The following is a 22462-nucleotide window of genomic DNA, read 5'->3' on the forward strand; positions in this document are numbered from 1 at the left end:
CGGAGAGCCTCGGCTGGTTCGACGCGGACGGCCGGCTGTCCGGGGCCGGGCTGGTGCTGTACCGGCCGGTGCCCAGGCTGAAGAAGTACCTGGCGTACCTGCCGGAGGGGCCGCTCGTCGACTGGTTCGCGCCGGACCTGGTCGAAGGCTGGCTGGAGCCGATGCTCGCCCACCTCAAGGCGCGGGGCGCGTTCTCGGTGAAGATGGGCCCGCCGGTCGTCGTACGGCGCTGGAGCGCCGACGCCGTCAAGGCGGCCGTCGCGGACCCGGCCGCCCACCGGCTGCGCGACGCCGAGCCGACCTCCGAGGAGCCGCGCGCCCTCGCCGTCGCCGACCGGCTGCGCCGTTCCGGCTGGCGGCAGACCGACCCCGGCGGCGAGGACGGCTTCGCCGCCGGACAGCCCCGGTACGTCTTCCAGGTGCCGTACGAGGGGCGGTCGTTGCAGGACATCCACCAGGGGCTCAACCAGCAGTGGCGGCGCAACATCAAGAAGGCCGAGAAGGCCGGGGTGAAGGTGGTCCGCGGTGGCCCCGAGGATCTGGCGGCGTTCTACACCCTGTACACCGAGACCGCGGAGCGGGACCGTTTCATCCCGCGCCCGCTGTCCTACTTCCAGCGCATGTGGACCGCGCTGAACGCCGAACACCCCGACCGTATGCGGCTCTACCTCGCCCACCACGACGGCGACGTCCTCGCCGCGGCCACCATGCTGACCGTCGGCCGGCACGTCTGGTACTCCTACGGCGCCTCCACCGCGCGCAAGCGCGAGGTCCAGCCGAACAACGCCATGCAGTGGCGCATGATGTGCGACGCCCACGAACTGGGCGCCGCCGTGTACGACCTGCGCGGCATCACCGACACCCTGGAGGACTCCAACCACCTGCTCGGCCTGCTCCGCTTCAAGGCCGGCACCGGCGGACAGGCGGTGGAGTACCTGGGGGAGTGGGACTTCCCGCTGAACCGGCTGCTGCACAAGGCGCTGGACCTGTACATGTCCCGGCGCTGAACCGCTTCGGCTCAGGGCACGCGGGCGGGACGCGGGCCCGGAGCCGTGGGGTCATGGGGCCATGAGGGCGTGGGGCCATGAGGCATGAGGGCATGAGGCATGAGGGCACGAGGGCGTGGGGCCATGATGCTGGTGAGGCCGTGAGGCCGTGAGGCCGTGAGGCCATGAGGGTGCGGGCCGTCCGGCAGAGCGCGGGCCCGGAGCCATTCGCTCATGAGACCAGTGACGCCGCCAGCCGTCCGGCATGCGAGACACCGTCGGGACAGTGGCATAACCGCTTCACACACCTGACCGAGTCCACTACCCTGCACCGGGTAGTACATCGTGATGGACATGCCCTTCCCGGCCCGGACCCGAGGAACGCCCGTGAACACCCCCGACACCGCCACACCCGCCCCGTCGGCCGCAGCAGCCAAGGCGACGCGCGGCGGTCCGGCGCGTCGGGGCTCCCTCGGCCCGGTCGGCCTGGTCCTCGCAGGCGGCGTCTCGGTCCAGTTCGGCGGTGCCCTCGCGGTGTCGCTGATGCCGAGGGCGGGCGCGCTGGGCGTGGTGGCCCTGCGGCTGCTCGTCGCGGCCGTCGTGCTCCTGCTGGTGTGCCGCCCCCGGCTGCGCGGCCACTCCCGCGCCGACTGGGGCACGGCCGTCGTCTTCGGCATCACCCTCGCCGCGATGAACGGCCTCTTCTACCAGGCCGCCGACCGCATCCCCCTCGGCCCGGCGGTCACCCTGGAGGTCCTCGGCCCCCTCGCCCTGTCCGTCCTCGCCTCGCGCCGGGCGGTCAACCTGGTCTGGGCGGGCCTGGCACTCGCCGGTGTCTTCCTGCTCGGCGGCGGCAGCGGCTTCGGTGACCTCGACCCGGTGGGCGTCGCCTTCGCCCTGGGAGCGGGCGCGATGTGGGCGGCGTACATCGTCTTCAGCGTCCGCGTGGGGCGCCGGTTCCCGCAGGCCGACGGGCTCGCCCTCGCGATGGCGGTGGGCGCGCTGCTGTTCCTGCCGCTGGGCATCGCGGGGTCGGGGGCGAAGCTGGTCGACCCGGTGGTCCTCGGCCTGGGCGCGGCGGTGGCCCTCCTGTCCTCCGTCCTGCCCTACACCCTCGAACTCCTCGCCCTGCGCCGCCTGCCCGCCTCCACCTTCGCGATCATGATGAGCCTGGAGCCGGCCCTCGCGGCGGCGGCCGGCTTCCTGCTCCTCGGCCAGACGCTGTCCCTCATGGAGGCCGCCGCGATCGCCCTGGTCATCGCGGCGAGCATGGGGGCGGTGCGCACACAGGTGGGGTCCGCCCGCCACAATTAATGCAAGCATGCTTGCTTGTTTTTTGGTGCGCTGCCATGCTCCTCGCCATGGCAGACCCGACGCCCGTGCTCGACGACCTGCGTGCCGAAAGCGACGAACTGGACCGCCTCGTCGCCGCGTCGACACCGCAGCGGTGGACGCTCCCCACCCCCGCCCCCGGCTGGACCGTCGCCCACCAGATCGCGCACCTCGCCTGGACCGATCACTCGGCCCTCACCGCCGTCACGGACGAGGACGGCTTCCGCGCGCTGGTGGAGCAGGCCCTCGCCGCCCCCGACACCTTCGTCGACCAGGGCGCGGAGGAACTCGCCCGGCTCCCGGTCCCCGCACTCCTGGCCCGCTGGCGCGAGGGCCGCGCCGCCCTCGACGAGGCCGTGCGCAAGGCACCCGAGGGCGCCCGCTTCCCCTGGTACGGACCGCCGATGTCGGCCGCCTCCCTCGCCACCGCCCGGCTCATGGAGACCTGGGCGCACGGCCTGGACGTGGCGGAGGCCCTCGGCGTCACCCGCGCCCCCACCGACCGCATCCGCCACATCGCCCGGCTCGGCGTCCGCACCCGCGACTTCGCCTTCGGCGTGCGCGGACTGCCCGCCCCCACCGACCCCGTCCGCGTCGAACTCCTCAGCCCGTCCGGCGAGGTGTGGGCCTACGGCCCGCAGGACGCCCCCCAGCGCGTCACCGGCCCCGCCCTCGACTTCTGCCTCCTGGTCACCCAGCGCGCCCACCGCGCCGACCTGGCCCTGCGCGCCGAGGGCCCCGACGCCGACCGCTGGCTGGACATCGCCCAGGCCTTCGCGGGCCCGCCCGGCAGCGGCCGTCCACCCAAGGGGGCGGCCGGGTGACCCTGCGCGTCGGGAACTTCTCCGGCTTCTACGGCGACCGCTTCGACGCCCTGCGCGAGATGCTCGACGGCGGCGGGCTCGACGTCCTCACCGGCGACTACCTTGCCGAGCTGACCATGCTGATCCTCGGCCGGGACCGGCTGAAGGACCCCTCCGCCGGATACGCCCGCACCTTCCCGCGCCAGCTGGAGGAGTGCCTGGGCCTCGCCCACGAGCGCGGCGTCCGGATCGTCACCAACGCCGGCGGGCTGAACCCGGCCGGACTCGCCGACGCCGTGCGGAAACTGGCGGACCGGCTCGGCATCCCCGTACGGGTCGCGCACGTCGAGGGCGACGACCTCACCGCCGCGCACCCCGGCAGCCTCACCGCCCACGCCTACCTCGGCGGCTTCGGCATCGCCGCCTGTCTGCGGGAGGGGGCCGACATCGTGGTCACCGGGCGGGTGACGGACGCGGCGCTCGTCACCGGGCCCGCCGCCGCCCACTTCGGCTGGGGGCCCACGGACCACGACCGGCTCGCGGGAGCCGTCGTCGCCGGACACGTCCTGGAGTGCGGGACGCAGGCCACGGGCGGCAACTACGCCTTCTTCCGCGAGGGCGACGTGCGCCGGCCGGGCTTCCCGCTCGCCGAACTCCACGCCGACGGCAGCAGCGTCATCACCAAGCACCCCGGCACGGGCGGCTTCGTCGACGTCGGCACGGTCACCGCCCAGCTGCTGTACGAGACGGGCGGCGCCCGGTACGCGGGACCCGACGTCACCGCCCGCCTGGACTCCGTACGGCTCACCCAGGACGGCCCGGACCGGGTGCGGATCGACGGCGTGCGCGGTGAGGCGCCGCCGCCGACGCTGAAGGTCGGCCGCACACGCGTCGGCGGGTTCCGCAACGAGGTCGTCTTCGTGCTGACCGGGCTCGACATCGAGGCCAAGGCCGCGCTGGTGCGCGAGCAGATGGCCGAAGCGTTCTCCAAGTCCCGCCCCGCCGAGGTGCGGTGGGAACTCGTCCGCGCCGACCGGCCCGACGCCGACACGGAGGAGACGGCGAGCGCCCTGCTGCGGCTCGTCGTGCGCGACCCCGAACAGGCGGTCGTGGGGCGGGCGTTGAGCGGAGCGGCCGTCGAGCTGGCGCTGGCGAGCTACCCCGGCTTCCACGTCCTCGCGCCGCCCGGCAAGGGCTCCCCGTACGGCGTGTTCGAGGCGACGTACGTCCCCCGGGACGCGGTGGAGCACGTGGCCGTGCTGGACGACGGACGCCGGGTGCCGGTGCCGCCGGTGGCCGAGACGCTCGGCCGCCGGGTCTCCGTGCAGCCAGTGGCCGAGGCCCCCGGCCGCCGGGTCTCCGTGCCGCCGGTGGCCGAGACTCCCGTACCCGGTGATGACGGACGCGGGTTGTCCGTGCCGCCGATGGTCGAGGCCCCCGCACTCGGTGACGACGGACGCCGGGTGACCGTGCCGTCGGCCGTCGAGCCCCCCGTACTCGGCGACCGTCCGGTTGCGGAGCCTTCGCTTCCGGAACGGCTGCCCGCCGGGCCCGTCCGGCGTGCCCCTCTCGGGCTCGTGGCCGGCGCCCGCAGCGGGGACAAGGGCGGGGACGCCAACGTGGGCGTGTGGGTGCGGTCGGAGACGGCCTGGCGGTGGCTCGCCCACGAGCTGACCGTCGAGCGCTTCCGGCAACTGCTCCCGGAGAGCGCCGGCCTGCCGGTCACCCGGCACGTGCTGCCGGGCCTGCGCGCCCTGAACTTCGTCGTCGAGGGCCTCCTCGGCGCCGGTGTGGCCGCTCAGCACCGCTTCGACCCGCAGGCCAAGGCGCTCGGCGAGTGGCTGCGCTCCCGCCACCTGGACATACCGGAGGACCTGCTGTGACCGTCCTGTCGTCGGCGCTGGACACCGGCGCGTCCGACTACCGAGCCCACCGCGAGGCCATGCTCGCCAAGCTGACCGACCTGGACGCCGAGCACGCCAAGGCGCTCGCGGGCGGCGGCGAGAAGTACCTGACCAGGCACCGCGAACGCGGCAAGCTGCCGGCCCGCGAACGCGTCGAGCTGCTGCTCGACCCCGACACACCGTTCCTGGAGCTGTCCCCGCTGGCCGCCTGGGGCAGCGACTACGCGGTCGGCGCCTCGCTGGTCACCGGCATCGGGGTGGTCGAGGGCGTGGAGTGCGTGATCACCGCCAACGACCCGACCGTGCGCGGCGGCGCCAGCAACCCCTGGAGCCTGCGCAAGGCCCTGCGCGCGAACGACATCGCGCTCGCCAACCGCCTGCCGGTCATCAGCCTCGTCGAGTCGGGCGGCGCCGACCTGCCCTCCCAGAAGGAGATCTTCATCCCCGGCGGCGCCATCTTCCGGGACCTCACCCGGCTGTCCGCCGCCGGCGTCCCGACCGTCGCCGTGGTCTTCGGCAACTCCACCGCCGGGGGCGCCTACGTCCCCGGCATGTCCGACCACGTGATCATGGTGAAGGAGCGGGCCAAGGTGTTCCTCGGCGGGCCGCCCCTGGTGAAGATGGCCACCGGGGAGGACAGCGACGACGAGTCGCTGGGCGGCGCGGAGATGCACGCGCGCGTGTCGGGCCTCGCCGACCACTTCGCCGTCGACGAGCACGACGCCCTGCGCCAGGCGCGCCGCGTGGTCGCCCGCCTCAACCACCGCAAGGCCTACCCCGACCCCGGCCCGGCGGCCCCGCCGAAGTACGACCCGGAGGAGCTGCTGGGGATCGTCCCCGGCGATCTGAAGGTGCCCTTCGACCCGCGCGAGGTGATCGCCCGGATCGTCGACGGCTCCGACTTCGACGAGTTCAAACCGCTGTACGGGACGAGCCTGGCCACCGGCTGGGCGACCCTGCACGGCTACCCGGTCGGCATCCTCGCCAACGCCCAGGGCGTGCTGTTCAGCGCGGAGTCCCAGAAGGCCGCCCAGTTCATCCAGCTCGCCAACCAGCGGGACATCCCCCTGCTCTTCCTGCACAACACCACCGGATACATGGTCGGCAGGGAGTACGAGCAGGGCGGCATCGTCAAGCACGGCGCGATGATGATCAACGCCGTCTCCAATTCGCGGGTGCCGCACCTGTCGGTCCTGATGGGCGCGTCCTACGGCGCCGGCCACTACGGCATGTGCGGCCGCGCCTACGACCCGCGCTTCCTCTTCGCCTGGCCCAGCGCCAAGTCCGCCGTCATGGGCCCGCAGCAGCTCGCCGGCGTCCTGTCGATCGTCGCCCGCCAGTCGGCCGCCGCCAAGGGACAGCCCTACGACGAGGAGGCGGACGCCGCGCTGCGCGCGATGGTCGAGCAGCAGATCGAGTCCGAGTCGCTGCCCATGTTCCTGTCCGGGCGGCTGTACGACGACGGCGTCATCGACCCGCGCGACACCCGCACCGTCCTCGGCCTGTGCCTGTCGGCCGTGCACACCGCCCCCTACGAGGGCGCGCGCGGCGGCTTCGGCGTCTTCCGGATGTGAGACCAGACATGACCGCACCCGACCCGGTGACCATGACTCCCGACCCGGTGACCATGACTTCAGACCCGGTGACCACGACTCCCGACCCGCAGGCCGTTGCCGCTGACCCAGTGGCGACCACTTCCGCCCCTGCGGCGACCATTTCCAACCCCGTGACGATCTCTTCCGTTCTCGTGGCGAACAGGGGTGAGATCGCCTGCCGTGTCTTCCGCACCTGCGGTGAGTTGGGAATCCGGACGGTCGCCGTGCACTCGGACGCCGACGCGCACGCCCTCCACGCGCGCGTGGCCGACACAGCGGTACGACTGCCCGGCGCGGCGCCCGCCGAGACGTATCTGCGCGGCGACCTGATCGTGAAGGCGGCCGTCGCGGCGGGCGCGGACGCCGTGCACCCCGGCTACGGCTTCCTCTCCGAGAACGCCGACTTCGCGCGCGCGGTCCTGGACGCGGGCCTGGTGTGGATCGGGCCGGCGCCGGAGGCGATCGAGGCGATGGCGTCCAAGACGCGCGCGAAGCGGTTGATGGGCCTGGAGCCCCTGCGTCCGCAGGACGTGACCGAGGCCGACCTGCCGGTCCTGGTGAAGGCGGCGGCGGGCGGCGGCGGGCGCGGCATGCGGGTCGTGCGCCGCCTTGAGGAGCTGGACGGCGCGCTGGAGGGCGCGCGCGCCGAGGCCGCGAGCGCCTTCGGCGACGGCGAGGTCTTCGTCGAGCCCTATGTGGAGAACGGCCGCCACATCGAGGTGCAGATCCTCGCCGACGCGCACGGCACGGTGTGGGCGCTCGGCACCCGCGACTGCTCCCTCCAGCGCCGCCACCAGAAGGTCGTCGAGGAGGCGCCGGCACCCGCCCTGTCCGAGGACCTCGCCACGGAACTGCGCACCCTGGCCGTACGGGCCGCGCGGGCCGTCTCCTACGTCGGCGCGGGCACCGTCGAGTTCCTCGTCGCGGACGGCCGGGCGCACTTCCTGGAGATGAACACCCGCCTCCAGGTCGAACACCCGGTGACCGAGGCCGTCTTCGGCCTGGACCTGGTGGCGGAGCAGATCCGTGTGGCCGAGGGCCACGCCCTCCCGCAGGAACCGCCACGCGCGCGTGGCCACGCGATCGAGGCCCGCCTCTATGCCGAGGACCCGGCGAACGGCTGGACCCCCCAGACCGGCACGCTGCACCGTCTCGCCGTCCCCGCCGGGGTCCGCCTGGACACCGGTCACGGCGACGGCGACGAGATCGGCGTCCACTACGACCCGATGCTCGCCAAGGTCGTCGCCCATGCCCCCACGCGCGCAGAGGCCGTCCGCAAGCTGGCGGGAGCGCTGGAGCGGGCGACGGTCCACGGCCCGCCGACCAACCGTGACCTCCTCGTGCGCTCCCTGCGCCACGAGGAGTTCACGTCGGCCCGCATGGACACGGGCTTCTACGACCGTCACCTCGCCGCCCTCACCGAACCCGCGCCCGACCCGCACGCCCCCCTGGCGGCGGCCCTCGCCGACGCGCACGGCCGCTCCCGCTTCGGCGGCTGGCGCAACCTGCCCTCCGGGCCCCGGACCAAGCGCTACGCGATGGCCGGCGAGGAGCACGAGGTCCACTACCACCACACCCGGACCGGCCTGGCGGCCGACGGCGTGCTGGTCGTCCACGCCGACGCGCACCTCGTGATCCTGGAGACGGACGGCGTACGGCGCCGCTTCGAGGTGGCCCGCTACGGCGACCAGGTCCACGTCAACAACACGACGCTCACCGCCCTGCCTCGCTTCCCCGACCCGACGGCCCACCGGGCCCCGGGCTCCCTCCTCGCCCCGATGCCCGGCACCGTCGTCAAGATCGCGCCCGGTCTCGTCACCGGATCGAGTGTGCGGGCGGGCGAACCGATCGTGTGGCTCGAAGCGATGAAGATGCAACACGTCATCGCGGCCCCGGTGACGGGGACGCTGACGGCCCTGCCGGTGACGACGGGAAAACAGGTGGAGGTCGGCATGGTGCTGGCGGTGGTGCGAGAGACCCCCGACCCGCACGCGAAGGAGTCACAGTGACCACCCTCATCGAAACCGACGAGCACAAGGCACTCCGAGCGGCGGTGTCCGACTTCGGCAAACGCCGGCACGACCGCGACCACCGGACCCTCTGGCGGGAGGCGGCCGAGCTCGGCTACATCGGCGTCAACCTCCCGGACACCTACGGCGGGGGAGGCGGCGGCATCACCGAACTCTCCCTGGTCCTCGAAGAGCTCGGCGCCGCCGGCAACCCCCTCCTGATGATGATCGTCTCCCCGGCCATCTGCGGCACGGTGATCACCCGTTTCGGCACGGAAGCCCAGAAACAGGAGTGGCTCCCCGCGCTGGCGGACGGCACCCGCCTCATGGCCTTCGGCATCACCGAGCCCGACGCCGGCTCCAACAGCCACCGCATCACCACCACCGCCCGCCGTGACGGCGCGGACTGGCTGCTGACCGGCCGCAAGGTGTTCGTCTCCGGTGTGGACATCGCGGACGCGACCCTCGTCGTCGGCCGCACCGAGGACGCCCGCACCGGCCGCCTCAAGCCCTGTCTGTTCATCGTCCCGCGCGACGCGCCCGGCTTCACCCGCCGCCGGATCGACATGGAACTGCACAGCGAGGAGAAACAGTTCGAGCTGGTCCTGGACGACGTACGGCTGCCCGCCGACGCGCTCGTCGGCGACGAGGACGCGGGCCTGCTCCAGCTCTTCGCCGGCCTCAACCCGGAGCGGATCATGACGGCCGCCTTCGCGATCGGCATGGGCCGCCACGCGCTCGCGAAAGCCGTCGCCTACGCCCGCGACCGCGCCGTCTGGCAGACCCCCATCGGCGCCCACCAGGCCATCGCCCACCCCCTCGCCCAGGCCCACATCGACCTGGAACTGGCCCGGCTGATGACGCAGAAGGCGGCCCAGCTGTACGACGCGGGGGACGACACGGGCGCGGGCGAGGCCGCCAACATGGCGAAGTACGCGGCCGGGGAGGCCTGTGTGAAGGCGGTCGACCAGGCCGTGCACACCCTCGGCGGCAACGGCCTCACACGCGAGTTCGGGCTCGCCCGGTTGATAACGGCGGCGCGCGTGGCTCGTATAGCCCCGGTGAGCCGGGAGATGATTCTCAACTACGTCTCCCACCAGACCCTCGGACTGCCCAAGTCGTACTGAGGCGCCGCGTGGTGCCCGTCGCGCGAGGAGGAACCATGTTCCGCAGTGAGTACGCAGACGTACCGCCCGTAGAGCTGCCCATCCACGACGCGGTCCTCGGTCGCGCCGCCGAGTTCGGTGACCTGCCCGCCCTCGTCGACGGCACCGACGGCACCACCCTCACCTACGAGCAGGTCGACCGGTTCCACCGGCGGATCGCCGCCGCCCTGGCCGAGGCCGGTGTCCGCAAGGGCGATGTGCTGGCCCTGCACAGCCCCAACACGGTCGCCTTCCCGACCGCGTTCTACGCCGCCACGCGCGCGGGCGCCGCCGTCACCACCGTCCACCCGCTCGCCACCGCCGAGGAGTTCGGCAAGCAACTGCGCGACTCGGCCGCCCGCTGGATCGTCACCGTGTCACCGCTGCTCGAGACGGCCCGCCGGGCCGCCGAACTCGCGGGCGGCGTACGGGAGATCTTCGTCTGCGACAGCGCGTCCGGCCACCGCTCACTGATCGACATGCTCGCCTCGGCCGCCCCCGAGCCGCAGGTCGCCCTCGACCCCGTCACGGACGTGGCGGCCCTGCCGTACTCCTCCGGCACCACCGGCGTCCCCAAGGGCGTGATGCTCACCCACCGGCAGATCGCCACCAACCTCGCCCAGCTCGAACCGGCGATCTCGGCGGGCCCGGGCGACCGCGTCCTCGCCGTCCTGCCCTTCTTCCACATCTACGGCCTCACCGCCCTGATGAACGCCCCTCTGCGCACCGGCGCCACCGTCGTCGTGCTGCCCCGCTTCGACCTGGAGACCTTCCTCGCCGCCATCCAGAACCACCGCATCACCGGCCTGTACGTCGCCCCGCCGATCGTCCTCGCCCTCGCCAAGCACCCGGCGGTCGCCCAGTACGACCTCTCCTCCCTCCAGTACGTCATCAGCGCCGCCGCACCCCTGGACGCCGGCCTCGCCGCCGCCTGCTCCCAGCGCCTGAACCTGCCGCCCGTCGGCCAGGCCTACGGCATGACGGAACTCTCGCCCGGCACCCACGTCGTCCCCCTCGACGCCATGCGCGAGGCCCCCGCCGGCACCGTCGGCAAGCTCATCGCCGGCACCGAGATGCGCATCGTCTCCCTCGACGACCCCGACAAGGACCTCGGCGTCGGAGAGCCCGGCGAGATCCTCATCCGCGGCCCCCAGGTGATGAAGGGCTACCTCGGCCGCCCCGACGCCACCGCCGCCATGATCGACCCCCACGGCTGGCTGCACACCGGAGACATCGGCCGCGTCGACGAGGACGGCTGGCTCTTCGTCGTGGACCGCGTGAAGGAACTGATCAAGTACAAGGGATTCCAGGTCGCCCCCGCCGAACTCGAAGCCCTGCTCCTCACCCACCCGGGCGTCGCCGACGCCGCCGTCATCGGCGAGTACGACACCGACGGCAACGAAGTGCCGCACGCGTACGTGGTCCGCCAGCCCACCTCCCCCGACCTCACCGAAGGCGAGATCGCGATGTACGTCGCCGAACGCGTCGCGCCCTACAAACGCGTCCGCCGCGTCACCTTCATCGACACCGTGCCGCGCGCCGCCTCCGGCAAGATCCTCCGCCGCGAGCTGAGGAGCCGCCCATGACCGCACTGATCGGCCGCACCCGCGCGCGGGGCGTCGAGACGCTCAGCCTCGACGCGGCCGACACCCGCAACGCCCTGTCGGCGGCCCTCGTCGCCGACCTGTCCGCCGCGCTCACCGACTGTGCGGAGGACACCGCCGTCCGCGCCGTCGTCCTCACCCACACCGGCACCACCTTCTGCGCCGGCGCCGACCTGCGCGACCCGCCCGCCCCGGACGCCTTCGTCGGCCTGCTGCGGCAAGTGGTGGAGTTGCCCAGACCGGTCGTCGCCCGCGTCGACGGACACGTCCGGGCGGGCGGCCTCGGCCTCCTCGGCGCCTGCGACATCGCGGCCGCCTCCGACCGGTCGACGTTCGCGTTCACCGAGGTCCGCATCGGCGTGGCCCCCGCCGTCATCTCCCTCACCCTGCTGCCGCGCGCCGACCCGCGCGCCCTCGCCCGGCGCTACCTCACCGGCGAGCGCTTCGACGCGGCCGAAGCGACCCGCCTCGGCCTGCTCACCGCCTCCGGCGACGACGTCGACACCGTCCTCGCACCCGTCCTCGACGGCCTGCGCAGAGCCGCCCCCGAAGCCCTGACCGAGACGAAACGGCTGCTCACAGCTAGGGTGCTGGAGACCTTCGACCGGGACGCGGCCGACCTCACCGCGCTCTCGGCCCGGCTGTTCTCCTCCCCGCGAGCCCGCGAGGGAATGACGGCCTTCCTCGAACGACGGGATCCCGCATGGGTGCTGTGACCACGGTCGACCGTGTCCCGGGCGACCGCTCCCCCAAGCAGGACCGCAGCCGGGCCACCCGGCAGCGGCTCCTGGAAGCCGCCGTGGCCTGCCTCGCCGAACACGGCTGGGCGGGCTCCACGGTCTCCGTCGTCGCCGAACGCGCCGGCGTCTCCCGCGGCGCCGCCCAGCACCACTTCCCCACCCGCGAGGACCTGTTCACCGCCGCCGTCGAATACGTCGCGGAAGAACGCTCCACCGCCCTGCGCGCCCTGTTCCCGCAGGGCGCGGCGGGCGACCGGCGCGCGGTCGTGTCCGCCCTCGTCGACCTCTACACCGGCCCCCTCTTCCGCGCGGCCCTCCACCTGTGGGTCGCCGCGTCCAACGAGGAACAGCTCCGCCCCCGTGTCACCGAGCTGGAGGCCCGGGTGGGCCGCGAGACCCACCGCATCGCCGTGGAGCTGCTCGCCGCCGACGAGTCCCGCCCCGGCGTCCGCGAGACCGTCCAGGGCCTGCTCGACATGGCCCGCGGCCTCGGCCTGGCCAACCTCCTCACCGACGACCGGGGCCGCCGCGAGCGGGTCGTCGCCCAGTGGGCGGCCCTGCTGGAGGAGACACTGGGCTGACCCCGTTGTCGGTGGCGAGCCCTACGGTTCGGGCATGGGCAGCACATTCCAGACGATCGCCGACCGTGACGCGACCCCCGAGGACGCCCCCCGCCTCGCGCGGGCGGTGGTGGACTGGCTGGTCGCCGAGGGCATCGTCCTCGCCGAGGCGGAGCCGGGCTGGGCCCTGGGACCCCATCCGGTCCACCCGCCCGGCCCGCACTGGCAGAAGGCGGTCGAGGACCCCCGCTGGGGCCACCCCGAGGGCGTCGCCGTGTACACCGGGCACCACGTCTTCTTCAGCAACTGGAACGAACCGGGCCCGGTGGCCGTGACCTGCCCGCACTGCGGGGCGGGCGGCGACGAGCCGCTCCTGTCCACGGCGGCCGAGCGGTGGCACGTGACCGGCGAGGCCGACGCCGACTGCCCCGTCTGCGCCCGGACCGTCCCCCTGACGGCCTGGAACTGGACCAACGACCACCTGGCCTTCGTCCATCTCGGTTTCGAGTTCTGGAACTGGCCGTCACTCAGCGAGGAGTTCAAGGCCCGCGTGGCCGAGCTCCTGACCGGACACCGCACGGCCTTCCTGCCGGGCAAGGTCTGAGCCTCGGTCGGGCCCGCGCCCGCAAGGTCTGAGCCTCGGTCGGGCACACCGACGGACGGCTCAGGGACTCAGCCGCTCCACCCGCCAGCCCCCGTCCTCCCGCGCCACGTACCGCAGCCGGTCGTGCAGCCGGTTCTCCCGCCCCTGCCAGAACTCCACCGACTCCGGCACCACCCGGAAACCACCCCAGTGCGGCGGCACCGGCACCTGCCGGCCCTCCGGATAGCGGGCCGCCAGCTCCGCGTACGAGGCCTCCAGCTCCGCACGGCCCGCCACCACCGACGACTGGGCACTGGCCCACGCGCCCAGCTGGGAGCCGTGCGGCCGGGTGCGGAAGTAGGCGGCCGTCTCGTCCCGCCCGGTCCGCCGGGCCACGCCCTGCACGATGACCTGCCGGGCCATCGGATGCCAGGGGAAGAGCAGCGAGGCCCGCGGGTTCTCCGCGAGGTCGCGGGCCTTGCGGGAGTCGTAGTTGGTGTAGAAGACGAAGCCCTGCTCGTCGAAGTGCTTCAGCAGCACCGTGCGCACGCTGGGCCGGCCCTCGGCGTCCGCCGTGGAGACCACCATGGCGTTCGGCTCGAACAGGTGGGCCTCCGCCGCGGCCTGCTTGAACCAGCGCGCGAACTGCTCCACGGGCGTCGCGGCCAGGTCGGCCTCGGCGAGCCCCTCGGCCCGGTACTGCCGGCGCATCGAGGCGGGATCGGGGGAGACGGCGTCTGCGTCGTTCACATGGTCATCTTGCCGTACCGGACGCGCTCCGCACCGGAGACCCCGCACAGATGGTGGCACTCAGTGCCGCGAACACTCCCCAAAGGTGGCACTCAGGGATATGGTGCTGATGCCATCCCGGTTGCCGTCGGCCGCACGGGGCATCACAGGGGTGACCGCCCACGACCGCGAGTCCCCGCACGCACCCCCGTGCACCGGACCGCGGATCCGCCGGCGCCATCTGTCGCACACATCACGAGGAGCCGCCTGATGTCCGACTTCGTACCCGGGCTCGAAGGAGTCGTCGCGTTCGAGACGGAGATCGCCGAACCGGACAAAGAGGGCGGCGCCCTGAGGTACCGGGGCGTCGACATCGAGGACCTGGTCGGTCACGTCTCCTTCGGCAACGTCTGGGGTCTGCTCGTCGACGGGGCCTTCAACCCCGGCCTGCCGCCCGCCGAACCCTTCCCCATCCCCGTCCACTCCGGCGACATCCGCGTCGACGTCCAGTCCGCGCTCGCCATGCTCGCGCCCGTCTGGGGCCTCAAACCCCTCCTCGACATCGATGCCGAGCAGGCCCGCGAGGACCTCGCCCGTGCCGCCGTCATGGCCCTGTCCTACGTCGCCCAGTCCGCCCGCGGCCAGGGCCACCCGATGGTCCCGCAGCGCGAGATCGACAAAGCGCAGTCCGTCGTCGAACGCTTCATGATCCGCTGGCGCGGCGAACCCGACCCCAAGCACGTCGCCGCCGTCGACGCCTACTGGACCTCCGCCGCCGAACACGGCATGAACGCCTCCACCTTCACCGCCCGCGTGATCGCGTCCACGGGCGCGGACGTCGCCGCCGCCCTCTCCGGCGCCGTGGGAGCCATGTCCGGCCCCCTGCACGGCGGCGCCCCCTCCCGCGTCCTCGGCATGATCGAGGAGATCGAACGCACCGGGGACGCCGAGGCGTACGTCAAGCAGGCCCTCGACCGGGGCGAACGCCTCATGGGCTTCGGCCACCGCGTCTACCGCGCCGAGGACCCCCGCGCGCGCGTGCTGCGCCGCACCGCCCGCGAGCTGGGCGCCCCCCGCTTCGAGGTGGCCGAAGCCCTGGAGAAGGCCGCCCTGGAAGAACTCCACAACCGCCGCCCGGACCGCGTCCTCGCGACGAACGTGGAGTTCTGGGCGGCCATCGTGCTGGACTTCGCCGAGGTCCCGGCGCACATGTTCACCTCCATGTTCACCTGCGCCCGCACGGCCGGCTGGTCGGCGCACATCCTGGAGCAGAAGCGCACCGGCCGCCTCGTGCGCCCCTCCGCCCGCTACATCGGCCCGGGTCCCCGCGACCCCCGGCAGATCGAGGGCTACGGGGACACCGCGCACTGACACGGCACGACGATCACGCGGGGCTGAGCAGCTCCGCGTGATGCCGCTCGGCCACCAGCGGGTGGGCGCGCAGCTTGCCCTTCAGCTCGTTGAAGCCGTACTCCGCGAACAGCGGGTTGGCCGGGTCGTCGGTGACGCCGGGCGCGGCGGAGGCGTGCGGGAAGGGCAGCGGCTCCACGCGCGCGTCCAGCCGCGGGTTGTAGAAGAACGGCACGGAGAACCGCTCGACGGCGCTCGGCGGCGACACGACCCGATGGTTGGTGGCGACCAGGTACCCGTCGGTCGCCACCTCCAGCAGCTCCCCGAGATTGACGACGAAGGCCCCGGGCAGGGGCGGCACGTCATGGAACAGCCCGTCCTCCCGCTGCACCTGGAGCCCGCCCACCCGGTCCTGGAGCAGCAGGGTCAGGAACCCGTAGTCCTTGTGGGCCCCGACCCCCTGGTCGGCGCCGTCGCCCGCGCTGCCCGGGTACCGCACCAGCTTCAGATGCGGATGCGCCCGTTCCCCGAAGATCGGGTCGTAGAAGTCGGCCGGCGCGCCGATCGCGGCGAGCAGCTCGCGCAGCAGCCGCTGAGCGACCCCGCTGAGCCGCTCGATCCACCCCAGCGCGGCCGTCCGCAGCTCGGGCAGCCCGGCGGGCCACTGGTTGGGCCCCTCCAGCCACCAGTACGCCGGTTCACCCGGCCCCGGCACCCGCGCGGGCCGCTCCGCGCCGATGTCCAGCTGGTCCCGCCAGTCCTGGCGGCCCCCGGTCCGCTCGTCGCCGGTCCTGGTGTATCCGCGGAAGTGCGGTGAGCGCACATTGTCGATGGCGAGCCGCTCCGCCTCCGGCAGGGCGAAGAACCGCCGCATGGCGGACAGCAGCCCCTCGGTCTCGGCGTCGCTCACGCCATGCCCCACGAGCTGGAAGAACCCCACGTCGTGCGCGGCGCGGTGCAGCTGTTCCCGCAACAGCGCCCGGGCCCGCGGCCCTTGCTCGACAGCGGAGAGATCGACGATCGGCAGTTGCTGGTACGACGGTTTCGTCATGGTGGGTCCGCGGGGTCTACGGGTCCCGCGCGAGCGCCATGGGTGGGGCGGACGCACGGGTGCCAGGTGGGCAGAGGAGAAAACAGGCGGCCGGTGGGGGCCCGCGCAAAAAAGGACGGCTGGACGGCTCAGAGGGAGCGTCGACAGCCCATGCTCGTGACGCGGACGTAGTCCACATGGCGGCGTCGAACGAGCGAAAGCATGCCGTCAGCCTACTGCCTGACAAAAAATCCGTACGTGACGCGCATCACGCGCCGAAGGATCTCCGTAGAAGGCCCCGGGAAACGCAGACGACCCGCGAGTCTGGTCCTCCAGAGGAGGGCCGGCCGGACGTACCGGCGACTCGCGGGTCGGGTGACTGCTGGGATTGGGCCGGCTGCACGCGACTTTCACGTGCTCGGTCCGGCACCGCACTGAGTGTGGTGGCGAGCCGCTAGCCCGCAGTCACCTCACGCGTCCGGTTTTCATACATCTGCCGAACCACCTCCCTTCTCGTGTACCCGACACCTTAAGAACGCTTCCGGCGCCCGTTCAACCCTTTTTCCGAGTCGGTGTCACGCCGGTCCGGCAGTGGCCGCTGTGAGCGTGGTCAGCAGATGGCGTACCAGCGGATTCTCGTCCTCCGTGCGTCGTGCGGCCGCCACGGTCGTGTCGGCCGTGGGCGGCGTCAGGGGGCGGAAGGCGATTCCGCGCAGACAGAGGCGGTGGATGCCCGCGGGGGCGAGGGAGACGCCGAGGCCCGCCTCGACCAGGGCGCAGACCGTCACCCACTCGACGGCTTCCTGGGAGACGCGCGGCGTGAAGCCGGCCGTGGCGCACAGGGTGGTGATGCGGTCGTGGAGGCCGGGCCCGGCCGCGCGGGGGAGGAGGACGAAGGGGGCGTCCGCGAGGTCGGAGAGGGCGACGGCGGGGTGAGCGGCCAGCGGGTGGCCGGCCGGCAGGACGGCGACGAGGGGTTCGGTCAGGAGCGGGGTGAACGTCAGCTCCGGGTCCTCGGGCGGGGGTTCGCGCAGGAGACCGACGTCGACGGCGCCCTCGCGCAGCGCGGTGAGCTGCGGGGCCGTCGTCATCTCGCGGAGGTCCAGGTGGACGTCCGGGAACCGCGCGCGGTGGGCGTGCAGCAGCGGCGGGAGCAGGGTCAGGGCGAGGGAGGCCGCGAAGGCGACGCGGAGGCGGCCACTGCGGCCGTCCCCGGCGGCGCGGGCGGCACTGAGGCCGTCGGCGAGGCCGGTGAGGGCGCGCCGGGCGGCGGGCAGCAGCGCCCGCCCGGCCGGGGTGAGGGCGGTGCCGGCGGCGGTGCGGGTGAACAGGGGGTGGCCGACCTTGCCCTCCAGACGGCGGATCTGCTGGCTGAGCGGCGGCTGGGCGACCCCGAGGCGGTCGGCGGCCCGGCCGAAGTGGAGTTCTTCGGCGAGGACGACGAAGGCGTGCAGCTGGGGGAGGGGGAGTTCCGGACGCTCCATATCGCCAGAGATATCAGAAGGGCACTGGGTGAGTATTGGACGTATACATACGGGCGGCCTACCGTTCCCGGCATGACCGAGCGACGCGCCATCCTCAGCGGCTCCGTGTTCGAGGAGCAGATCGGCTACGCCCGGGCCGTCGTCGACGGCGACTGGGTGCATGTGTCGGGGACGACCGGCTTCGACTACGCCACGATGACCATCTCGGACGACGTGGTGGAGCAGGCCGAGCAGTGCCTGAGGAACATCGGCGCGGCCCTGGCGGAGGCGGGCTGCGGCTTCGCCGACGTCGTACGGGTGCGGTACCTGCTGCCGGACCGGGCGGACTTCGAGCCCTGCTGGCCCGCGCTGCGCCGGTGCTTCGGGGAGGTGCGGCCGGCGGCGACGATGCTGATGTGCGGGCTGGCCGACCCCCGCATGAAGATCGAGATCGAGGTGTACGCGCGGCGCCCGCGAACACGTTGACGCGCGCGTGGGGACACGCTTCGCTGACGCCGTGACGACGGATCTGCGCATCGCGCCCGTGGCCGGCGAGGCCATGCTCGAACAGTGGCGGCACGTCCACAACGTGATCGTGCCGCCGGCCGCCATGACCCTCGACGAGGCACGCGCGCGTGCGGCGCGGTACCGCTTGGAGAACGCCTACGCCGGTGACGTCCTCGTCGGCTGCTCGACCGTGCGGCCGCCGGAGGACGAGGAGGCGGTGGTGACCGTCATCGCGCGGGTGCTGCCCGAGTACCGCCGCCGCGGCTACGGCACCGTCCTGTACGACCGTGGCCTCGCCCACGCGCGCGTGCTGGGCGCCCGGGCGGTCGAGACGTGCGTGCTGGCGGTCAACGAGGACGGCCTGCGGTTCGCGCACGCGCGCGGGTTCGTCGAGACGGAGCGGTACGTGCTGGACGGCGAGAGCGACGTGTGGATCGACCTGCGGCTGACCCTCGCGTAGGGGACGCCCGGGGCCGTTACAACGATTCCTCTGCAATCTTGCGGGAACCCTATGTGGGCTGCGTCACGTTCGAGTTGAATGAGGGCACGTGAGCGAACCTGCAGGGGGTCCAGGTGAGTGCTTCCCGGCATAGAGGGACCACCGACGAGCTGGGGCCGGACGAGCCCGAGCGGTCCGGCGACCCGGAGGGCCCCGAGGGCCCGGACGGATCCGACCTGCTCGCCGCACTGCTCGACGGGATGGACGCGGCCCTGTGCGCCTTCGACGCCGACGGGGTCGTGACCCACTGGAACCGCGAGGCCGAGCGGATCCTCGGCTGGAGCGCGGCCGAGGCCGTCGGACGGCAGGGCTTCGCCGGATGGGCGGTGCGCGAGGCGGACGCTCAGGAGGTCGAGGGCCGCCTGATGTCGGCGATGCACGCCCCGGGCCGGCAGGTACACGAGTTCGCGCTGCTGACGAAGGACGGCGGCCGGGTCCTGGTGCGCACCCAGTCGGCGGCGGTCCGCGGGCCCGAGGGCAAGCCCGCCGGCCTGTACTGCGCCTTCAGCGAGGTGCACGCCCAGATCGACCTGGAGCGGTCGATAGCGCTGAGCGAGGCCCTCTTCGAGGACGCCTCCTGGGGTGTCGTCCTGGTCGACGCGGACCTGCGCCCGGCCGTCGTCAACGCGCACGCGGCCCGCGCCCTCGGCACCGGCCGTACGGCCGTCCTGGGCCGTCCGCTGGGCGAGCTGCTCGCCCGGGGCGTGGAGGAGCTGGAGAACGCGCTGACGCATGTCCTCGCCGAGGGAGCCCCGCCCGCCCCCGCCGAGATGTGGGTCGGGGTGCGCACCCCGGAGGGCGAGAAGCGGCGCTGCTGGCGCAGCGGTTTCCTGCGGCTGGCCTCGCCGCTGGCCGAGGAGCCGGTGCCGCTCGGTGTCGGCTGGCTGTTCCAGGACGTCACCGAGGCCAAGCAGGGCGAGCAGGAGGCCGCGCTGCTGCGGTTCCGCGCCAACCAGCTGCATCGCGCCTCACGCGCGGCCGCCGAGTGCGAGGACCCGGCCGAGGCGGCCACCGTCCACCTCGACTTCGCGCTGGCCGGGTTCGCCGACCACGCCCTGATCGACCGCGTCGCGGGCACCCCGCGGGCCGACGGGGAGTCCGTGCCGCCGCCCCGGCTGGTGCGGATCGCGGCGACACCGTCGGGCGGGCCCGGTCCGAGCGCGCTCACCGGGCACGCCGGGCTGCCCGTGCGGTACGCGGAGGGGCATCCGGCGCTCCAGTGCGTGGCCCGCGGCGGCTCGGTGCGCGCCTCCGCCGGCACCATGGCGCCGGACCAGGCCCGCGAGTGGGCGCGCACCCGCCAGTGGCCCGAGGACACGGTGCACGCCCTGTGCGCGGTGCTGCGCAGCCGCGGCCGCACCCTGGGCGTCGTGACGTTCCTGCGCGGCAGTGGCCGCAGCGCCTTCGAACGCTCGGACGCGACGTACGCCGAGGACGTCGCCGTCCACATGGCGGCGAGCCTGGACCTCGCCGACCTGGCGGGGCGGGCCGGCTCCGGCTGAGGCCCGGGGCGAGCGGGGCGTCGCCGGCGGGTGAGGCTCCGCCTCAGGGGCGGTAGAAGATCCGGTCCCGGTACTCGTCCATGATCCGGGCGTTCCACTCGTGTCCGCCGTCCACGTTCCCCGAGCGCAGCAGCGGCGGCTCGATGCCGCGCTCGGCGAGGGAGGCGGCGGCGGTGGCCATGACGGCCTGGAGCAGGGCCGAGGTGACGACCGTGGAGGCGGGCGCGAAGGGCGCCGGGACGGTGTCGAGGGTCAGCTCGGCGTCCCCGACCGCGATCTTGGAGTCCAGGACGAGGTCGCAGTGGTCCTTGAGGAACGTCCCCGAGACGTGCCGGGAGCCGGTGTGTGCCGCGTACGCCACCGACGTCACGCCGATGACCTTCACGCCGAGGGCGCGGGCGCGGAGCGCCATCTCCACGGGGAGGGCGTTGCGTCCCGACAGCGAGATGATCACCAGGGCGTCGCCGGCCCGCACGGGTGAGGTGTCCAGGACGGCGCTCGCCAGGCCGTCGACCCGTTCGAGGGCCGAGCCGAGGGTGGCGGGTCTGACGTCGACGCCGACGACGCCCGGCACGGCGAGCAGGTTCATCAGGGCCAGCCCGCCGGCCCGGTAGACGACGTCCTGGGCGGCCAGCGAGGAGTGCCCGGCGCCGAAGGCGAAGAGGCGGCCCCCGTCGGCGACGGTGTCGGCGAGCAGTGCGCCGGCGGCCTCGACGGCCTCGCCCTCCTCGTCGCGGACCTGCCGCAACAGGCCGATCGCGGCGTCGAAGAACTGCGCGGCGGGCGTGCGGTCACTCATCCGAAAGGCCCCTTTGCCGTGTCGGGTGGCCGGTGTCGCGGATCACCGTGCGGTCTGGACCAGTGCCCTGTCAACACGGCGCCCCCGTCCGGCACGGCTGACCGGCACGACCGACCGGAACCGCGGCGGGTCTCCTACCGCGACCGCGACCGGAACCACCCATCGGGACCACCGTCTCGACGTAACCGCCTCGTTTCAGCGGCGCGGCACGCTTGTCAGTGGTATCCGGCAGAATTGAAGCCAGGGCCAGCGCACGCGTCGGAGAGCCGTCCAGCCTTCGGCACATCTCATCGAGGGGCACGTATGTCCGGACTGATCGACACCACGGAGATGTATCTCCGCACCATCCTCGAGCTGGAGGAGGAAGGTGTGGTCCCCATGCGTGCCCGTATCGCCGAGCGGCTCGACCAGAGCGGTCCGACGGTCAGCCAGACGGTGGCGCGCATGGAGCGCGACGGCCTGGTCTCCGTGGCCAGCGACCGCCATCTGGAGCTGACGGACGAGGGGCGTCGGCTGGCGACCCGCGTGATGCGCAAGCACCGCCTCGCCGAGTGTCTCCTGGTCGACGTCATCGGCCTGGAGTGGGAGCAGGTGCACGCCGAGGCCTGCCGCTGGGAACACGTGATGAGCGAGGCCGTCGAGCGCCGTGTGCTGGAGCTGCTGCGCCACCCCACCGAGTCGCCGTACGGCAACCCGATCCCGGGCCTGGAGGAGCTGGGCGAGAAGGACGGCGCCGACCCGTTCCTGGACGAGGGCATGGTCTCCCTCGCCGACCTCGACCCCGGCCTCGAGGGCAAGACGGTCGTGGTCCGCCGTATCGGCGAGCCGATCCAGACGGACGCGCAGCTGATGTACACCCTGCGTCGCGCGGGCGTGCAGCCGGGTTCGGTGGTGAGCGTGACGGAGTCGGCCGGCGGTGTGCTGGTGGGCAGCGGTGGCGAGGCGGCCGAGCTGGAGGCGGACGTCGCCTCCCATGTGTTCGTCGCCAAGCGCTGAAGCCCGGGCGTCGTTCGACTCCTGTGCCCCGGGGCGCCCGAGGCGTGCCGTCGACGGCACGATCCGGGGATTCTGTGCGCCGAATCGCAGCGCTCCGGCGCTTCGCGTGCCACGCTGTCGCGTGAGGCATATGACCTGAGGGGGGCGGGATGATGTGCCGCGGATCATGGGAGAGCCCCGGTGCCGTAGGGCACCGGGGCCTGTCCTCCCCTGCGCTGACCCGGAGCCCCGAGCTCTCAGGGTCATTCCCCTCGGACCGGTTTCCCCGAGCGGTCCGCCTCCCGCTGAAGATCTCCCCTCGGTGGCGTCGATCATTCCTTGAGCGA

The 22462-nt window shown here is 73.2% G+C and carries 20 protein-coding genes; 16 read left to right on the top strand and 4 right to left on the bottom strand.

Going from position 1 to position 22462, the window contains the following annotated elements; translation table 11 throughout:
* From ALMP_RS15790 to ALMP_RS15840, 11 genes are all read left to right on the top strand, one after another.
* The coding region (locus ALMP_RS15790) for an aminoacyltransferase (RefSeq protein ID WP_264928404.1) at positions 1–1007 on the top strand (1007 nt) is incomplete at its 5' end.
* Positions 1008–1373: 366 nt separating this feature from the next.
* Positions 1374–2300: a DMT family transporter gene (locus ALMP_RS15795; protein ID WP_264928406.1), complete on the top strand. Its 927-nt coding sequence runs from the start codon at positions 1374–1376 to the stop codon at positions 2298–2300.
* A 47-nt stretch (positions 2301–2347) separates the two neighbouring features.
* Positions 2348–3142: a TIGR03084 family metal-binding protein gene (locus tag ALMP_RS15800; protein WP_264928408.1), complete on the top strand. Its 795-nt coding sequence runs from the start codon at positions 2348–2350 to the stop codon at positions 3140–3142.
* Complete coding sequence (locus tag ALMP_RS15805) at positions 3139–5004, top strand: acyclic terpene utilization AtuA family protein (RefSeq protein ID WP_264928410.1); 1866 nt, start codon at positions 3139–3141, stop codon at positions 5002–5004. The genes ALMP_RS15800 and ALMP_RS15805 overlap by 4 nt, the downstream gene beginning before the upstream one ends.
* Positions 5001–6599 (top strand): acyl-CoA carboxylase subunit beta, encoded by a 1599-nt coding sequence (locus ALMP_RS15810; protein ID WP_264928412.1) that lies wholly within the window; start codon positions 5001–5003, stop codon positions 6597–6599. Before ALMP_RS15805 ends, ALMP_RS15810 begins: the two co-directional genes overlap by 4 nt.
* Before the next feature lie 53 nt (positions 6600–6652).
* Entirely contained in the window at positions 6653–8629 is a 1977-nt protein-coding gene (locus ALMP_RS15815) for an acetyl/propionyl/methylcrotonyl-CoA carboxylase subunit alpha (RefSeq protein WP_375803495.1), read from the top strand.
* On the top strand, positions 8626–9756 hold the full coding sequence (locus ALMP_RS15820; RefSeq protein ID WP_264928416.1) for an acyl-CoA dehydrogenase family protein: 1131 nt from the start codon (positions 8626–8628) through the stop codon (positions 9754–9756). The genes ALMP_RS15815 and ALMP_RS15820 overlap by 4 nt, the downstream gene beginning before the upstream one ends.
* A gap of 35 nt (positions 9757–9791) precedes the next feature.
* On the top strand, positions 9792–11360 hold the full coding sequence (locus ALMP_RS15825) for a 4-coumarate--CoA ligase family protein (protein ID WP_264928417.1): 1569 nt from the start codon (positions 9792–9794) through the stop codon (positions 11358–11360).
* Entirely contained in the window at positions 11357–12094 is a 738-nt protein-coding gene (locus tag ALMP_RS15830) for an enoyl-CoA hydratase family protein (RefSeq protein ID WP_264928419.1), read from the top strand. Before ALMP_RS15825 ends, ALMP_RS15830 begins: the two co-directional genes overlap by 4 nt.
* Complete coding sequence (locus ALMP_RS15835; protein WP_264928421.1) at positions 12082–12699, top strand: TetR/AcrR family transcriptional regulator; 618 nt, start codon at positions 12082–12084, stop codon at positions 12697–12699. The genes ALMP_RS15830 and ALMP_RS15835 overlap by 13 nt, the downstream gene beginning before the upstream one ends.
* A 34-nt stretch (positions 12700–12733) precedes the next feature.
* Complete coding sequence (locus tag ALMP_RS15840) at positions 12734–13282, top strand: hypothetical protein (protein WP_264928423.1); 549 nt, start codon at positions 12734–12736, stop codon at positions 13280–13282.
* Between the two features lie 60 nt (positions 13283–13342).
* Here the strand turns inward: ALMP_RS15840 and pdxH are convergent, their stop codons facing one another.
* Positions 13343–14011 (bottom strand): pyridoxamine 5'-phosphate oxidase, encoded by a 669-nt coding sequence (gene pdxH / locus ALMP_RS15845; RefSeq protein WP_264928425.1) that lies wholly within the window; start codon positions 14009–14011, stop codon positions 13343–13345.
* Between the two features lie 249 nt (positions 14012–14260).
* On the opposite strand from pdxH, the gene ALMP_RS15850 reads away from it, so the two are divergent.
* Positions 14261–15361, top strand: coding sequence for a citrate synthase 2 (locus ALMP_RS15850; protein WP_264928427.1), 1101 nt, complete (start codon positions 14261–14263; stop codon positions 15359–15361).
* A gap of 13 nt (positions 15362–15374) precedes the next feature.
* On the opposite strand, the gene ALMP_RS15855 is transcribed toward ALMP_RS15850, so the two are convergent.
* Entirely contained in the window at positions 15375–16391 is a 1017-nt protein-coding gene (locus ALMP_RS15855; protein WP_264928428.1) for an isopenicillin N synthase family oxygenase, read from the bottom strand.
* Between the two features lie 554 nt (positions 16392–16945).
* Positions 16946–17854, bottom strand: coding sequence for a LysR family transcriptional regulator (locus ALMP_RS15860; protein ID WP_264928431.1), 909 nt, complete (start codon positions 17852–17854; stop codon positions 16946–16948).
* A 72-nt stretch (positions 17855–17926) separates the two neighbouring features.
* On the opposite strand from ALMP_RS15860, the gene ALMP_RS15865 reads away from it, so the two are divergent.
* The 3 genes from ALMP_RS15865 (at position 17927) to ALMP_RS15875 (ending at position 20341) form a co-directional block, all read left to right on the top strand.
* On the top strand, positions 17927–18319 hold the full coding sequence (locus tag ALMP_RS15865) for a RidA family protein (RefSeq protein ID WP_264928433.1): 393 nt from the start codon (positions 17927–17929) through the stop codon (positions 18317–18319).
* A gap of 73 nt (positions 18320–18392) precedes the next feature.
* Entirely contained in the window at positions 18393–18800 is a 408-nt protein-coding gene (locus ALMP_RS15870) for a GNAT family N-acetyltransferase (protein WP_264928658.1), read from the top strand.
* Between the two features lie 113 nt (positions 18801–18913).
* A complete protein-coding gene (locus ALMP_RS15875; protein ID WP_264928435.1) occupies positions 18914–20341 on the top strand; it encodes a PAS domain-containing protein in 1428 nt (475 codons plus the stop codon).
* Between the two features lie 43 nt (positions 20342–20384).
* On the opposite strand, the gene ALMP_RS15880 is transcribed toward ALMP_RS15875, so the two are convergent.
* Positions 20385–21140 carry an SIS domain-containing protein gene (locus ALMP_RS15880; protein ID WP_264928437.1) on the bottom strand — a complete coding sequence of 252 codons (756 nt, stop codon included), beginning with the start codon at positions 21138–21140 and terminating at the stop codon, positions 20385–20387.
* A gap of 303 nt (positions 21141–21443) precedes the next feature.
* Between ALMP_RS15880 and ALMP_RS15885 the strand changes: the two genes are divergently transcribed.
* A complete protein-coding gene (locus ALMP_RS15885; RefSeq protein WP_067020955.1) occupies positions 21444–22136 on the top strand; it encodes a metal-dependent transcriptional regulator in 693 nt (230 codons plus the stop codon).
* Positions 22137–22462 lie beyond the last annotated feature (326 nt).

The organism is Streptomyces sp. A012304 (genome assembly GCF_026008495.1).
Classification (GTDB): Bacteria; Actinomycetota; Actinomycetes; order Streptomycetales; family Streptomycetaceae; genus Streptomyces.